Origin of the sequence: Actinoplanes sp. NPDC020271 (assembly GCF_044388125.1) — a bacterium.
In the GTDB taxonomy this organism is placed as follows: domain Bacteria; phylum Actinomycetota; class Actinomycetes; order Mycobacteriales; family Micromonosporaceae; genus Actinoplanes.
Genome location: NZ_JBIRWQ010000032.1, coordinates 52,859 through 67,687, shown reverse-complemented (window position 1 = coordinate 67,687; position 14,829 = coordinate 52,859). Strand labels below are relative to the sequence as shown.

Annotated in this window: 14 protein-coding genes; 11 read left to right on the top strand and 3 right to left on the bottom strand. The window is 69.4% G+C overall.

Going from position 1 to position 14,829, the window contains the following annotated elements; all coding sequences use genetic code 11:
- Positions 1-19 precede the first annotated feature (19 nt).
- Both serC and ACH442_RS41620 read right to left on the bottom strand, forming a co-directional pair.
- A complete protein-coding gene (serC, locus tag ACH442_RS41625) occupies positions 20-1,141 on the bottom strand; it encodes a phosphoserine transaminase (protein ID WP_396343698.1) in 1,122 nt (373 codons plus the stop codon).
- A 39-nt stretch (positions 1,142-1,180) separates the two neighbouring features.
- The gene (locus ACH442_RS41620) at positions 1,181-2,287 is read right to left on the bottom strand and encodes a citrate synthase 2 (RefSeq protein ID WP_396343657.1); all 1,107 of its coding nucleotides are present in this window, start codon (positions 2,285-2,287) and stop codon (positions 1,181-1,183) included.
- Between the two features lie 166 nt (positions 2,288-2,453).
- Between ACH442_RS41620 and pdxH the strand changes: the two genes are divergently transcribed.
- The 7 genes from pdxH (at position 2,454) to ACH442_RS41585 (ending at position 8,300) form a co-directional block, all read left to right on the top strand.
- Positions 2,454-3,107 (top strand): pyridoxamine 5'-phosphate oxidase, encoded by a 654-nt coding sequence (pdxH, locus tag ACH442_RS41615; RefSeq protein WP_396343656.1) that lies wholly within the window; start codon positions 2,454-2,456, stop codon positions 3,105-3,107.
- 32 nt (positions 3,108-3,139) lie between these two features.
- Complete coding sequence (locus ACH442_RS41610) at positions 3,140-4,396, top strand: MFS transporter (RefSeq protein ID WP_396343655.1); 1,257 nt, start codon at positions 3,140-3,142, stop codon at positions 4,394-4,396.
- A gap of 10 nt (positions 4,397-4,406) precedes the next feature.
- Positions 4,407-5,324 (top strand): aldose 1-epimerase family protein, encoded by a 918-nt coding sequence (locus tag ACH442_RS41605; protein ID WP_396343654.1) that lies wholly within the window; start codon positions 4,407-4,409, stop codon positions 5,322-5,324.
- Complete coding sequence (locus ACH442_RS41600; protein WP_396343653.1) at positions 5,324-5,941, top strand: nitroreductase family protein; 618 nt, start codon at positions 5,324-5,326, stop codon at positions 5,939-5,941. The genes ACH442_RS41605 and ACH442_RS41600 overlap by 1 nt, the downstream gene beginning before the upstream one ends.
- Positions 5,942-6,002: 61 nt before the next feature.
- Entirely contained in the window at positions 6,003-6,299 is a 297-nt protein-coding gene (locus ACH442_RS41595) for a type II toxin-antitoxin system VapB family antitoxin (protein WP_203748159.1), read from the top strand.
- Positions 6,300-6,321: 22 nt separating this feature from the next.
- Positions 6,322-7,497, top strand: a complete 1,176-nt coding sequence (locus ACH442_RS41590; protein WP_396343652.1) for an acyl-CoA dehydrogenase family protein — start codon at positions 6,322-6,324, stop codon at positions 7,495-7,497.
- 59 nt (positions 7,498-7,556) lie between these two features.
- Positions 7,557-8,300: a DUF4230 domain-containing protein gene (locus tag ACH442_RS41585; RefSeq protein WP_396343651.1), complete on the top strand. Its 744-nt coding sequence runs from the start codon at positions 7,557-7,559 to the stop codon at positions 8,298-8,300.
- A gap of 739 nt (positions 8,301-9,039) precedes the next feature.
- Here the strand turns inward: ACH442_RS41585 and ACH442_RS41580 are convergent.
- A complete protein-coding gene (locus ACH442_RS41580) occupies positions 9,040-9,234 on the bottom strand; it encodes a PspC domain-containing protein (protein WP_396343650.1) in 195 nt (64 codons plus the stop codon).
- 371 nt (positions 9,235-9,605) lie between these two features.
- Between ACH442_RS41580 and ACH442_RS41575 the strand changes: the two genes are divergently transcribed.
- The 4 genes from ACH442_RS41575 to ACH442_RS41560 all read left to right on the top strand — a co-directional run bounded on the left by ACH442_RS41575 (position 9,606) and on the right by ACH442_RS41560 (position 14,775).
- Complete coding sequence (locus ACH442_RS41575) at positions 9,606-10,901, top strand: ABC transporter ATP-binding protein (protein ID WP_396343649.1); 1,296 nt, start codon at positions 9,606-9,608, stop codon at positions 10,899-10,901.
- Between the two features lie 168 nt (positions 10,902-11,069).
- On the top strand, positions 11,070-11,546 hold the full coding sequence (locus tag ACH442_RS41570; RefSeq protein WP_396343648.1) for an ATP-binding protein: 477 nt from the start codon (positions 11,070-11,072) through the stop codon (positions 11,544-11,546).
- A 98-nt stretch (positions 11,547-11,644) separates the two neighbouring features.
- The gene (locus tag ACH442_RS41565) at positions 11,645-12,379 is read left to right on the top strand and encodes a beta-phosphoglucomutase family hydrolase (protein ID WP_396343647.1); all 735 of its coding nucleotides are present in this window, start codon (positions 11,645-11,647) and stop codon (positions 12,377-12,379) included.
- A gap of 26 nt (positions 12,380-12,405) precedes the next feature.
- Positions 12,406-14,775 carry a glycoside hydrolase family 65 protein gene (locus ACH442_RS41560; RefSeq protein ID WP_396343646.1) on the top strand — a complete coding sequence of 790 codons (2,370 nt, stop codon included), beginning with the start codon at positions 12,406-12,408 and terminating at the stop codon, positions 14,773-14,775.
- The last annotated feature ends 54 nt before the right edge of the window (positions 14,776-14,829 follow it).

Genomic DNA, 14,829 nt, shown 5'->3' with positions numbered 1-14,829 from the left:
GCCAGGTCACCAAGTCGTATCAGAGACGCTCGACGACATGGTCGATGCAGCTCGTCAGCGCCGCGACGTCGGTCGGGTCGACCGTCGGGTAGAGCGCCACCCGCAACTGGTTGCGTCCCAGCTTCCGGTACGGCTCGGTGTCCACGATGTCGTTGGCCCGGAGCACCTTGGCGATCGCCGCGGCGTCGATGCCCTCGGCGAAGTCGATGGTGGCCACGGCCGAGGACCGCAGGGCCGGGTCGGTCACGAACGGCTCGGCGAACGACGAGCGGTCGGCCCAGCCGTAGATCGCGGCGGCGCTCTCCGAGCTGCGCTTGACCGCCCAGGCGAGGCCGCCCTGCGCGTTCATCCAGTCGAGCTGCTCGGCCGCGAGGAAGACCGTGGCCAGCGCCGGCGTGTTGTACGTCTGCTCCAGCCGGGACTGCTCGATCGCGGTCACCAGGTCGAAGAACTGCGGGATGTAGCGCTTGGTCGCCTTGACCTCATACGCCCGCTCGATCGCGGCCGGGGACATCAGGGCCAGCCAGATCCCGCCGTCCGACCCGAGCGCCTTCTGCGGGGCGAGGTAGTAGACGTCGGTCTCGCTGATGTCGACGTCGAGGCTGCCGCCGCCCGAGGTCGCGTCGGTGAGCAGCAGGGCGCCCGGGTCGGCACCGGCCACCCGGCGCACCGGCACCGACACGCCGGTCGAGGTCTCGTTCTGCACCGAGGCGTAGACGTCGACACCGGCCTCGGCGGTCAGGAACGCGGCCTGCCCGGCCGGGGCCTTGTGCACGGTGGGCTGGGCCAGGAACGGCGCGTCGGTGACGGCCTGCACGAACTTGGCGCCGAACTCGCCGAACTCGGCGAACTGGGCCTTCTCCCGGATCAGGCCGAACGTGGCGACCTCCCAGAACGCGCTGGTGCCGCCGTTGGCCAGAATCACCTCGTACCCCTCGGGGATGGAGAAGAATTCGGCGAGACCCTTCCGAAGCCGGGCGACCTGCTCCTTCACCGTTTTCTGGCGGTGCGAGGTGCCCATGAAGGTACGGGAGACCGCGGACAACGCCTCGACGCCTTCCGGCCGGACCTTGCTCGGCCCGGAGCCGAAACGGCCGTCGACGGGTTTGATCGCGTCAGGGATCCGAATTTCACTCACGATTTTGCCTCGGTTTCCGCCGCGGGGTTGGCTCGGCCACGGTCACACATTATGCGTGAGCTGACCCCAGCCCTCGACGTCCGAGGGCTTGCGCGGGGGCGGACCCACGTACCGCAAGCTGGGGCGCAGGATCCGGTTCAGCCGTTTCTGCTCGAGGATGTGCGCGCTCCACCCGGCGACCCGGGCGCAGGTGAACATCGAGGTGAACATGTGGGCCGGCACCTCGGCGAAGTCGAGCACGACGGCAGCCCAGAAGTCCACGTTCGTCCACAGCTCGCCGTCGGGTTTGCGCTCCCGCAGCTCGGCCATCGCGGCTTTCTCCAGCGCCGCGGCCACCTCGAAGCGCGGGGCGCCCAGATCCTTGGCGATCCGGCGCAGCACGCGGGCCCGCGGATCCTCGGCGCGGTAGACCCGGTGACCGAAACCCATCAGCCGCTCGCCGCGGTCGAGCACGTCCTTCACGTAGCCCTCGGCGTCGCCGCTGCGCTCGACCGCCTCCAGCATGTGCAGCACCCGGGTGGGTGCGCCGCCGTGCAGCGGGCCGGACAGCGCGCCGATCCCGGAGGAGATGCAGGCGGCCACGTCGGCGCCGGTGGAGGCGACGATGCGGGTGGTGAAGGTGGACGCGTTCAGCCCGTGCTCGGCGGCCGAGATGAAGTACGCGTCGACGGCCTTGACGTGCCTCGGGTCGGGCTCACCGCGCCACCGGCGCATGAACCGTTCCACGATGGTCTCCGCCTTGTCGATGTCCTTCTGCGGGACGGCCGGCAGCCCCAGCCCGCGGGCCGCCTGGGCGACGAAGGAGAGCGCGGTCACCGAGACCCGGGCCAAGTCCTTGCGGGCCTGCTCGTCGGTGATGTCGAGGAGCTGGTCCAGCCCCCAGTACGGCGCGAGCATCGCGACCGCCGACTGCACGTCGACCCGGATGTCGCCGGAGTGCACCGGCACCGGGAACGGCTCGGCCGGTGGCAGCCCGGGCCCGAACTTCCCGTCGACCAGCAGGCCCCAGACGTTGCCGAAGGAGACCTGGCCGATCAGATCCTCGATGTCGACGCCCCGGTACCGCAACGCGCCACCGTCCCGGTCGGGCTCGGCGATCTCGGTCTCGAACGCGATGACGCCCTCGAGCCCCGGCTTGAAGTCGGACACGGCACTCCCTGGGAGACGTGAGCTGCGGTGAGTGATTCATCCTGCCTTCCGGGTAACTGTGCGGTCGACCCGTGGGCGTTGTGCTCTCGATGACACCCATCCTGGTTCACCTGACATCGGGCAGTTGCGGACTTAACGTGCTTGCAGCCGAAAGGAAGTACCCCCGATGTCATCCGATCTGCCGTCCCCCGCCGGGATGCGCCGTGACTACACCGAGCACGGGCCGCTGCTGGAGAGTTCGCTGGCGAAGGAGTGGACCGCCCAGTTCGCGGCGTGGTTCGCCGAGGCGACGGCGTTCGGTCTGCCCGAGCCGAACGCGATGATCGTGTCGACCGCGGGCGCCGACGGCCGCCCGTCGTCGCGGACAGTGCTGCTCAAGGGGTACGACCCGACGGGTTTCGTCTTTTTCACCAACTACGAGTCGCGCAAGGGGATCGAGGCGGCGGAGAACCCGTACGCAAGTCTGGTCTTTCCCTGGTTCCCGATGCAGCGCCAGGTGATCGTTTCCGGTCGGGTGGAACGCGTGTCCCGCGCCGAGACCGAGGAGTACTTCGCGTCGCGCCCGCGCGGGTCGCAGCTCGGCGCGTGGGCGAGCCCGCAGTCGCGGGTGCTGCCCGATCGGGACGCGGTGGAGGCCGGGCTGACGGCGGCGGTCGAGCGGTTCGGCGCCGGGCCGGTGCCGGCCCCGCCGCACTGGGGTGGCCTGCGGGTGGTCCCGGAGACGGTGGAGTTCTGGCAGGGCCGCAGCAACCGGCTGCACGACCGTTTGAGGTATCGCGGCGCCGACCGGGGCTGGATCGTGGAGAGGCTGGCCCCGTGAGCGTGGCCGACGAGAAAAACCGAAAATCCTGGATGATCGACACCGCCCCGTTGCGGGTGACCACTTTCCGCCGGATGTGGATCGGCAACGGCGCGTCGTTCTTCGGCTTCCAGTTCACCGCGGTGGCCGTCCCGGTGCAGATGTTCGCGATCACCCACTCGTCGTTCTGGGTCGGCCTGCTGGGCGTCGCCGGCCTGGTGCCGCTGCTGATCTTCGGGCTCTGGGGCGGCGCGGTCGCTGACGTCGTCGACCGGCGTCGTCTGCTGCTCACCAGCTCGGCGCTCACCTGGGTGGTCACTCTGGGCCTGCTGGCGCAGGCAATTGCGGGGGTACGAAGCCCGCACCTGCTCCTGGCACTGACCGCGGTCCAGTCGATCGGCTTCGCGATCAGCTCACCGGCGCGTCAGTCGATCATCCCGCGGATCGTGCCTACGGAGATGGTCCCGTCGGCGAACACGCTCAACTACACGACGACGACGGCCGGTGGCGTGCTCGGGCCACTCGTGGCCGGCCTGATCATGGGGATCTGGTCGACCGGGACGGGCGTCGCGGCGGCGTACGCGGTCGATGCCCTGCTTTTCACCGTGACCTTCTGGGCCACCTGGCGCTTGCCGGCGATCCCGCCGATCGAGCCGGACGACTCGGGCGAGAAGCCCACGGCAGGCCTGCGCGGGATCCTGGTCGGCCTGCGGTTCCTGGTCACCCAGCCGGTGCTGCTGCTCTCCTTCGTCGTCGACCTGATCGCGATGGTGTTCGCCATGCCGCGGGCACTGTTCCCGGCGGTCGCCGAGGACCGGTTCGGCGGCGTCTCGGCGGCCGGCTGGCTGTTCAGCGCGATCGCGATCGGCTCGGTGCTGGCCGGTTTCACCTCGGGCTGGATCGGCCGGGTGCGCCGGCAGGGTCTCGCGCTGACCGCCGCGGTGGTCGGCTGGGGTGTGGCGATCGCCCTCGCCGGCCTGGCCCACCAGCTCTGGCTGGCGGTGGTGCTGCTGGCCGTGGCCGGCGCGGCCGACCTGGTCAGCGCGGTCTACCGGCAGACGATCATGCAGACGTTCGCACCGGACCGGCTGCGCGGGCGGCTGCAGGGCGTGTTCACCGTGGTGGTGGCCGGTGGGCCCCGTCTGGGTGACCTGCGGGCCGGCGCGACCGCCCAGTTCACCGGCGTGACCACCTCGTGGGTGGCCGGCGGGGTGCTGGCCGCGGTGCTGGCGGTGGTCCTCGCGCTCGCTGTCCCGGCGCTGATCCGTTACCGGCCCGTCCCGGAACTTGCGGAGAGCGCCGAACGATAGTGTCGCGGGTATGACAGAGAGAGCCGCGAAATCCGGGGTCCAGTGGACGATCGAGGCGGAGGGCCGTCGCGCCGTCCTGGCCGAGGTCGGAGGCACGCTCCGCAGTTTCTCGTCCGGTGGCAACGAGCTGCTCGACGGCTTCGGCCCGGACGAGATCTCCCCGGGTTCCGCCGGCCAGATCCTGGCACCGTGGCCGAATCGGATCCGCGACGGGCGCTACACGTTCCAGGAGCAGACGTACCAGCTGGCGCTCTCCGAGCCGGCCCGGCACAACGCCATCCACGGCCTGGTCAACTGGTCCCGCTGGCACGCGACCGAGCAGACCGGGTCCTCGGTGACGCTGGAGTTCGACCTGCCGCCGCAGGTGGGCTACCCGTGGGGGCTGACCCTGCGGACCCACTGGTCGGTCTCGGCCGACGGGCTGCGCAGCGTGCAGGAGGTCGTGAACACCAGCGAGTCGGACGCGCCGTGGGGTTACTCGGTCCACCCTTACCTGCGTCTTCCCGGCGTCTCGGTGGACGACACCGTGCTCCGGGTGCCGGCCAAGACCCGGCTGCTGGCCGACAACCGGCTGCTCCCGCTCGGTGCGGTCAAGGTCGCCGGGTCGGAGTTCGACTACGCCGAGCCGCGCAGGATCGGCACCGCGGTGCTCGACACCACGTTCGGTGACATCGACTTCGGGCCGGACGGGATCACCGAGGTCGTCCTGGCCGACCCGGACTCGGACGCGAAGATCACCGTCTGGGCCGACGACAAGTTCAAGTACTGGCAGGTCTTCTCCGGCGACACCCTGCACGGCGAGCGGCACCGCCGGTCCGTCGCGGTCGAGCCGATGACCTGCCCGCCGGACGCGTTCCGTTCCGGCCGGGACCTGATCGTGCTGGCGCCGGGCGAGACCTGGACCACCTCGTGGGGGATCCGCGCCTGATGGAGTTCGACGAGGTGGTCCACCGTCGCCGGATGATTCGTGAGTACGACCCGGAGCGCCCGGTTCCGGCCGAGCTGATCGACAAGATCGTCCGGCACGGGCTGCGCGCGCCGTCGGCCGGCTTCTCCCAGGGCTGGAGCTTCCTGGTCCTCTCGGAGCCCGCGGACCGCGGACTCTACTGGTCGGTCACGGCCTCGCCCGAGTTCGAGGCGGGCGGGTGGCTGGAACGCATGCGGACCGCCCCGCTGCTCGTGGTCGCGCTCTCCAACAAGTCCGTCTACCTGGATCGCTACGCCGAGAAGGACAAGGGCTGGACGGATCGGGACGAGTCCCGGTGGCCGGTGCCGTACTGGGACGTCGACACCGGCTTCGCCGCGCTGCTGATGCACCTGACCGCGGTGAACGAGGGGCTCGGCTCGTGCTTCTTCGGCATCCCGCCGGTGCGGATCCCGGATTTCCGGGCCGCTTTCGGGGTACCGGCGGAGTTCAATCCGGTCGGCGTGCTGAGCGTGGGCTATCGGAGAGACGACAAGTTGTCTCCGTCACTCAAGCGCGGCCACCGTCCGGTGGACGAGGTGGTGCATCATGGCCGGTGGGCTGCGGCTGCGGAGGCTTGATTCGCATCGCGGCTAGGCTGGACATCTTACGAAGACGTTTGCAGGGAAAGGGGCAGCCGCCGTGATCTTCAAAGCGGTCCGGGACGGCGCCCCGTACCCTGATCACCACACCACGCTCAAGGCGTGGGCGGAGATCCCGCCGCGGCCGATCCGGCTGGCCGAGCTGATCACCACCAAGCGTGAGCTGGCGCTCGACAAGCTGCTCGCCGAGGATTCGACCTTCTACGGTGATCTTTTCCCGCACGTCGTGGAGTATCGGGGCGCCCTCTATCTCGAGGACGGTTTGCACCGTGCATTACGCGCCGCACTCCAGCAGCGCAATCAGATTCATGCCCGTGTATTGGTCGTAGAGGGCTGAAGTCTCCGTTAATTTGAAATGCATGGTTGTTCGACCGCTTGACCTGCTGGATCTTGACGACCTGCTGAGTGACGAGGAGCGCGCCGCGCGCGCTCTGGCCCGCCGGGTAGCGGGCGATCATATTCGCCCGGGCATCGCCGAGTGGTATGAGAACGGCAATCCACCAATTCGCGATCTTGCCCTGGAATTGGGCAAGGCCGGCCTGTTCGGCATGCATCTGACCGGGTACGGATGTGCCGGCGTCTCCACCGTTTCCTACGGCCTGGCCTGCATGGAACTGGAAGCCGCCGACTCCGGGATCCGATCACTGGTGTCGGTGCAGGGATCCCTGGTGATGTACGCGATCTGGCGCTACGGCTCCGACGAGCAGAAGGATCACTGGCTGCCCGCGCTGGCGGCCGGCCGATCGATCGGCTGCTTCGGCCTGGCCGAACCCGATCACGGCTCCGACCCGACCGGGATGTCCACCCGGGCCCGGCGCGACGGCGACGACTGGGTGCTGGACGGGGTGAAGACCTGGATCCTCAACGCACCGATCGCGGACGTAGCGGTGATCTGGGCGAAAGCCGAGAAGGGTGTGGTCGGGTTCGTCGTGCCGACCGGCACCCCCGGGCTCACCGCCCGTGAGTTCCGGCACACCATGTCGCTGCGCGCGTCCAGCGTCGGCGAACTGGTGCTGGACGGGCTGCGGCTGCCCGACAGCGCCCGGCTGCCCGCCGCGCGCAGCCTGATGGCGCCGCTCTCCTGCCTGACCGAGGCCCGGCTGAGCATCATCTTCGGGGTGCTCGGCGCGGCCCGGGACTGTCTGGACGTGACCCTCGACTACGCCGCCGGGCGGGAGCAGTTCGGGCAGCCGATCAGCGGCTTCCAGCTGACCCAGGCGAAACTCGCCGACATGTCGCTGGAGCTGCAGAAAGGATTCCTGCTCGCGCTGCACCTGTGCCGGCTGCGGGACTCCGTCGGGAAGCCGCTGCGGCCCGAGCAGGTCAGCGTGGGGAAGCTCAACAACGTACGGGAGTCGATAGAGATCGCTCGGCAGTGCCGGACCATCCTCGGCGGCAACGGGATCCGCGGGGAGCTCCCGGTGATGCGGCACGCCAGCAACCTGGAGAGTGTCCTGACCTACGAGGGCACCTCGGAGATCCACCAGCTGTCGATCGGGCAGAAGTTGACCGGATTGAACGCTTTTTCACGCTAGACGCGGGCGGTAGGGGTCTCGAAATGCGAACTGTCGTACCCCCTCCGTACCGTTGAGACATGGCCCACTCACCGGATGTCGAAGAGCCGACGGCGGAGTATTCGGCCGTGCCCGAGGAGGCCGAGCCGGTTGCTCCGGCCGCCCCGCCCGAGCACAAGCCGAGCTTCTTCGCGCGGTTGCTGATCTTCGTCGGCTTCGTCTTCGCCTTGATCGTCGCATCCTGTTTCGGGCTGCGCGCGATGAACGTGCTGCCCTCCTTCGACAACCCGTTCTCCGACCGGACCGTCGACCGCAGCCAGCCCGTGCTGCTGGAGTCGATGCGCGACCTGCATCGTTACGTGGCGGCCGACGGCACCTTCCAGGTGATCGTCGACCTCCAGTCGAACAAGGACAACATTCCGGACTTCCTGGTGAACCGACGGATCCTCTTCGTCGGGTCCGGCACCGTGGAGACCTACATCGACTTCAGCGCCCTCAGTGGCGATGCGCTCAAGGTCGACAACGAGAAGAAGACGGTCGAGCTGACCCTGCCGCCGCCGCAGCAGTCCCAGGCGGCGCTCGACATGACGAAAAGTTACGTCGTCGAGGAGGATCGCGGGCTGCTGACCAGCATCGGTGACGCGTTCCAGAGCGACACCGACAAACAGCAGCGGGTGTACGCGATGGCGCAGCAGAAGATCACCGAGGCGGCCAAGTCGAGTGGGCTTGATCAGCGGGCGCAGCAGAACACGCAGCTGATGCTGGAGAGCTTGTTCGCGCGGCTGGGCTACACCTCGGTAAAGGTGGCCTTTACGAATCCCTGACGGGCGTGAGTTGCCGCTGATCCGCTCCGGCGGTTCAGCGGTTGCCCTGCGGCGCGCGATGGTTGCTCCGCGGCGCGCGATGGTTGCCTTGCGGCGCGCGATGGTTGCCGCGCGGGCAAAACGGCTGCGGCTGGCCTGCGCGGACTTCTCCGGTGCGCCGACCGTGCTGGCTCAGTGGTGGCGGGTGAGCGCGGGGTCGGGGCAGGAGGCGGTCCGGCGGGCGAGCACGGGGTCGGGGCGCGAAGCGGGCGGCGGGCGTGTGCGGTCGGGGCGAAGCGGGCGGCGGGCGTGTGCGGCCGGGGCGCGAAGCGGCGGCGGGTGAGCGCGTGGCCGGCAAGGAGCGGGGCCGGCGTGTGATCGACGGGGAACCGGCCGGGAAGCGCGGGCCGGCGGCGCGGGTCCGGGGCTCGGCTGGACTGAGGACTGGTCGCCGAGATCAGAGACAGTCGGGAGCGCGGGCCGGGGAAAATGACGCCGCCGCCCTCGGGGGTCAGGGCGGCGGCGCCGGGAACCGCATCCCGGTGGTGGCCGGGTCGCGATTCACGTTCTTGTGGATCGGCGTGGGCCGATCATTTGGTCCCGGCCGGGATTGCCAGCCCGGCTTCCGCCCGGCCGGGAGTTCTCGGGCGGCCGCAGTGTCCGATGGGTCATTCGTCCTGCGGTCTGGTGCCGCTTATCGGATATGTACCCGAGCAGCCGGCAGTCTACTCATCACTATCGATGATGATCGCCGGTTGAGTCACTCGCTGGGCACCAGCGCCCAGAGGATCAGGTAGGCGATGAACTGCGGGCCGGGGAGCAGGCACGACAGGACGAAGGCCAAGCGGACCACGCCGGTGGAGAGACCGAAGCGACGGGCCAGGCCAGCGCAGACGCCACCGATCATGCGGTTGTGGCGCGGGCGAGTCAGCGTGTGGGTGAGGGGCCGGGTCACGTGAATCCACTCCTTCAGTGGTGGCCGGGGCGTTCTGCCCTGGACCACTTCGACGGTAGGTACGGGAGTGCGGCTGTCCCTCATTCCCGAGGTGGAGAGCGGCGACCGCGTTCCCGTAGGGGAAACCCGTACCCGAATGTCCGGTGTCGTTAACCCGAGTCCTGGCTGCCGCCGGACCATCGGAGCAAATGTCGCTTTTTGCTGGGAACGTGCACAGAACGCACCCCTAAGGCCGATCTCCGTAATCGATTGATCACTATCTGCGAATGGCACGTTCGCCCGATGGCAAAGCATCGAAGGCACTCGCAAAGTCATTACCCGATTGCCGACCGTCGTGGGATCGGAATCACAGTCGATCGGGGAGGTTGACGGTGTCCACCGTCGCGCTCAAGGACGTCACCAAGATTTGGCCGGACGGCACGCTCGCCGTCGATCATGTGTCGCTCGACGTCCAGGACGGCGAGTTCATGGTCCTGCTCGGCCCCTCGGGCTGCGGGAAGTCGACCGTGCTCCGCATGATCGCCGGCCTGGAGGACCCCAGCGGCGGGGACATCCTGCTGAACGGCGAGCCGGTGCTCGACGTGCCCCCACGCGACCGCAGCATCGCCATGGTGTTTCAGGACTTTGCGCTCTATCCGCACATGACCGTCGCCGACAACATCGGGTTCCCGCTGAAGCTCTCCGGCGTCGAGCCGGGCCCGCGATCGGACCGGATCGGCACGGTGGCCGGCGCGCTGGGCATCGGCGAGGTGCTCGGCCGCCGCCCCAGCCAGCTCTCCGGCGGGCAGCGCCAGCGCGTCGCGATGGGCCGGGCGATGGTCCGCCGTCCCGGCATCTTCCTGATGGACGAGCCGCTCTCCAACCTCGACAGCGGGCTGCGCGCCGAACTGCGTGCGGAAATCAGCAGCATGACCCGTGAGCTGGGCGTGACCACGATGTACGTGACGCACGACCAGGCCGAGGCGCTGACCATGGCCGACCGGGTGGCGATCATGCGCCGGGGGGTGCTGCAGGATCTGGGCACGCCGACCGAGGTGTACCGGCGCCCGGCCACCCTCTACGTCGCGGCGTTCCTGGGCTCGCCGCGGATGAACCTGCTGGAGGCCCAGGTCTACGTCCACCTGGACCGGTACGTCGCGCTGAACTTCGGTGAGCAGAACCTCTACCTGGCCTGGTCCGACCCGCGGTCCCGGGCGGTGGCGCGCTATCACGGGGAGCGGATCGTGGTCGGGGTGCGGGCCGAGGCGCTGACCCCGGTCACGCCCGACACGCCCGGGACCGTTCTGCACGGCCGGATCCGCTACCTGGAGCACCACGGGCACGAATCGCTGGCCTACCTGGACGTCGGCGCGACCGCGATCGTGGTCGACGAGATCGGCGGCACCCCTCCCGGGCGGGTCTCCTCCGGGGGCGCGCTGAAGCGGCTCGGCGGGGCGTTGCAGCGGCTCACCAAGAGTGGCCCGGCCGGGGTGCCGGAGAGCAACGGCGCGCCGGTCAGCGTGCTGAACGACCCCGGCCGTCACCACCGGAAACCGGCCGAGCTGTCGGTGCGGCTGGCGCCGTACCCGGCGGTCAACCCGGGGCACCCGCTGACCGTGTCGGTGCAGATGGACGCGGTGCACTTCTTCGACGAACGCGGGGACCGCATCGACGTGGGGTGGCGGTGACCGGCGGGTGCGGAGCTTGACGGGCGGGCGCTGACGAAGGCGTACGGGAAAATCGGGGTGGGGAAAACGAGGATGCGAGAGAGATCCGTGAATGGGGAACGCCACTTCCGGGCAGGATCGCGGATGCCTCCTGCCACCGGGCGGCCACAGCGCGTAGGCTGCACGACGGTGGAGGACAGGATCGGCCAGACCGTGCGTTCGGCTCCCGACGGTGAGCCGAGGATCGATGCCGCCCGGCCCCGCCCGGCCTCCCCGGTGCTGATGGATCGCGCCTTCTCCGACGGTGACATCACTGTTCTGCGGCACGAGGTCACGCGTCTGCTGCCGACCGTCGGGGTGACCGGTGACCGTCTCGCCGGCTATGTGCTGGCGGTCAACGAGGTGATCACCAACGTGGTCCTGCACGCCGGCGGTCACGGCCGGATCGTGCTGCGGGTCGAGTCGGGCGCGGTCTGGTGCGTGGTGACCGACTCCGGTCCGGGCATCCCGGAGGGGTGTCCGGACGGCGATCTGCTCCCCGGCACTGACGAGATCGGGGGACGTGGGCTGTGGCTGGCGCACCAGTTGTGCGACGAGGTGACCACCGCAACCGGCCCGATCGGTACGTCGATCGGGTTGAGAATGGATCTTGCAGCGTCGGGCTGAGAGCTGAAACCGCAGCTTGACCGACTTATGAAACACCCGTGAAATGTGAAGGAGCCCTTCGCCTCTCGTCCCTGAGCCGGTGCGACTACATTGGGCGCGTGCTCGGACTTCCTTCCCAGGTGACCGCTTGCCTTTTCGATCTTGACGGGGTGCTGACGGACACCGCCCTTGTGCACAGTGCCGCGTGGAAACAAACGTTCGACATGTTTCTCCAGTCGTGGGCTGAGCGGCATGATCAACCGTTCGTGCCGTTCGATTCCGGAGTCGACTATCACCGATATGTCGACGGCCGTCAGCGGGCCGACGGTGTCCGCACGTTCCTCGCCTCCCGGGGCATCACCCTGCCCGAGGGCACTCCCGACGACGATCCCGACCAGGACACCGTCAACGGTGTCGGCAACCGCAAGAACATCCTCGTGCTCCAGAAGATCAAGGAAGGCGCCGTCCAGGTCTACCCCGGCTCGGTGGAGTACCTGAAGGCCGCCAAGGCCGCGGGCCTCCGCCGCGCGGTCGTGTCGGCCAGCGCCAACTGCAAGGACGTGCTCGAGGCGGCCGGCATCGCCGACCTCCTGGAGGCCCGGGTGGACGGGCTTGTCGCCCGCGAGCTGGGCCTGCCCGGCAAGCCCAAGCCGGACACGTTCCTGCACGGGGCGAAACTGCTCGGCCTCCCGCCGGAGAGCTGCGCGGTCTTCGAGGACGCCCAGGCGGGCGTGGCGGCCGGCCGGGCCGGCGGTTTTGGCATCGTGATCGGCGTGGACCGGGTCGGTCAGGCCGACGCCTTGCGTGAGAACGGCGCCGACGTCGTAGTCACCGATCTTTCCGAACTGCTCTGAATTTCACTCCTAGAAGAGGCACGACCGTGATCCGTGAACGGGCCTACCCCGTCGACCCCTGGCACATCCGGGAGACCCGGCTGGACCTGGACCTGCTGGCCCAGTCCGAGTCGGTGTTCGCGCTCTCGAACGGCCACATCGGGATACGGGGAAACCTGGACGAGGGCGAGCCGCACGGCCTGCCGGGGACGTACCTGAACTCGTTCTACGAGCTGCGGCCGCTGCCGCACGCCGAGGGTGGTTACGGCTTCCCCGAGTCCGGCCAGACCATGGTCAACGTGACCAACGCCAAGCTGATGCGGCTGCTGGTCGACGACGAGCCGTTCGACGTGCGCTACGGCGAGCTCCGCTCCCACGAGCGTGTCCTGGACATGCGGGCCGGCACCCTGGAACGGACCGTGGAGTGGGTCTCCCCGTCCGGCAAGGGCATCCGGGTGAAGACCACCCGGCTGGTCTCCTTCACCCAGCGCGCCGTGGTCGCCTTCCTCTACGAGGTGGAGCCGCTCGACGAGACCGCCCGGCTGATCCTGCAGTCCGAGCTGGTGGCGAACGAGCAGCTGCCGCCGAGCAGCAAGGACCCGCGGGTGGCGGCCGTCCTGGAGAAGCCGCTGCAGGCCGAGGAGATGCTGGAGCAGCGCTCCGGCGGCCTGCTGGTGCACCGGACCAAGGCCAGTGACCTGCGGATGGCCGCAGCCATGGAGCACCTGGTGGAGACGCCGGGGCGGCACGCGATCACCACCGAGGGGCACGGCGACTGGTTGCGTACGACCGTGGCCTGCCGCCTGGAGCCGGGGCAGAAACTGCGTGTGGTGAAGCTGGCGGCGTACGGCTGGTCGAGCGTCCGTTCCCTGCCGGCCCTGCGCGACCAGGTCGGCGCGGCCCTGGCCAGTGCCCGCCTGGACGGCTGGGAGGGTCTGGTCCAGCAGCAGCGCGAGTACCTGGACGCGTTCTGGGACCACTCCGACGTGCGCGTCGAGGGCGACCCGGAGGTGCAGCAGGCGGTCCGCTTCGGGCTGTTCCACACGCTGCAGGCCGGCGCCCGCGCCGAGCAGCGCCCGATCGGCTCGAAGGGCCTGACCGGCCCGGGTTACGACGGCCACACGTTCTGGGACTCCGAGACGTTCGTGCTGCCGGCGCTCACCTACACCCAGCCCTCGGCCGCGGCGGACGTGCTGCGCTGGCGGCACTCGACGCTGGACCTGGCCCGGGAGCGGGCGCAGACGCTCGGCCTGCAGGGCGCCGCGTTCCCGTGGCGGACCATCCGCGGCCAGGAATGCTCCGGGTACTGGCCGGCCGGCACCGCGGGCTTCCACATCGGCGCGGACATCGCCGACGCGGTCCGGCGCTACGTGCAGGCCACCGGCGACTACGACTTCGAGCGTGAGGTCGGTCTGGAGCTGCTGGTCGAGACCGCGCGGCTGTGGCGTTCGCTGGGTCACCACGACCGGCACGGGCGGTTCCACATCGACGGTGTGACCGGGCCGGACGAGTACACGGCCGTGGTGAACGACAACATCTACACGAACCTGATGGCGCAGCAGAACCTGATGACCGCGGTGGAGGCCTGCAAGCGCCACCCCGATCTGGCCCGCCGCTTCGGGGTCGACGACGAGGAGGCCGCCTCCTGGCGGGACGCGGCGGCCGCCGTGCACATCCCGTACGACAAGGAGCTCGGCGTCCACCAGCAGTGCGAGGGCTTCACCCGGCTGGAGGAGTGGGACTTCGAGAACACTCCGCCGGAGGGTTACCCGCTGCTGCTGAACTACCCGTACTTCGACCTCTACCGCAAGCAGGTCGTCAAGCAGGCCGACATGGTGATGGCCATGTACATCCGGGGCGACGCGTTCACCCCGGAGGAGAAGACCCGCAACTTCGCGTACTACGACGCGCGGACCGTCCGGGACTCCTCGCTGTCGGCGTGCATCCAGGCGGTGATGGCGGCCGAGACCGGTCACCTGGAGCTGGCCCACGACTATCTGGGCGAGGCCGCCCTGATGGACCTGCACGACCTGCACCAGAACGCGCGGGACGGCGTGCACGTGGCGTCGCTGGCCGGTTCGTGGATCGCGCTGGTCGCGGGCCTGGGCGGCATGCGTGACTTCAACGGTCAGCTGGCGTTCGCGCCGCGGCTGCCCAGCCGGATCAACAACCTGGACTTCTCGCTGCTCTGGCGGGGCCTGCGCCTGCGGGTCAACGTCACCGCCGACGAGGTCACCTACTCCCTGCGCAACGGCGGTGGCTCGGCTCGCCTGACGCTGCTGCACCACGGCAAGGAGATCGAGGTGACCCAGGTGCGCCCGGTGACCATGCCGATCCCGTCGGCCGGGCCGGTCGGTCCCGCGCCGACGCAGCCCGCGGGCCGCGCTCCGGTTCGCCGGGCCACCCCGCATCCCTGATCCACGGTCACGATCAAGAGCCCGATTTCCCCGTACGAACGAGAAAGCCCCCGG

What these genes read in the sequence shown, in the direction of transcription:
- pdxH (WP_396343656.1), top strand. Translation starts at nt 2,454, where the DNA reads ATGTCATCCGATCTGCCGTCCCCCGCCGGGATGCGCCGTGACTACACC.
- ACH442_RS41610 (WP_396343655.1), top strand. Translation starts at nt 3,140, where the DNA reads ATGATCGACACCGCCCCGTTGCGGGTGACCACTTTCCGCCGGATGTGG.
- ACH442_RS41605 (WP_396343654.1), top strand. Translation starts at nt 4,407, where the DNA reads ATGACAGAGAGAGCCGCGAAATCCGGGGTCCAGTGGACGATCGAGGCG.
- ACH442_RS41600 (WP_396343653.1), top strand. Translation starts at nt 5,324, where the DNA reads ATGGAGTTCGACGAGGTGGTCCACCGTCGCCGGATGATTCGTGAGTAC.
- ACH442_RS41590 (WP_396343652.1), top strand. Translation starts at nt 6,322, where the DNA reads ATGGTTGTTCGACCGCTTGACCTGCTGGATCTTGACGACCTGCTGAGT.
- ACH442_RS41585 (WP_396343651.1), top strand. Translation starts at nt 7,557, where the DNA reads ATGGCCCACTCACCGGATGTCGAAGAGCCGACGGCGGAGTATTCGGCC.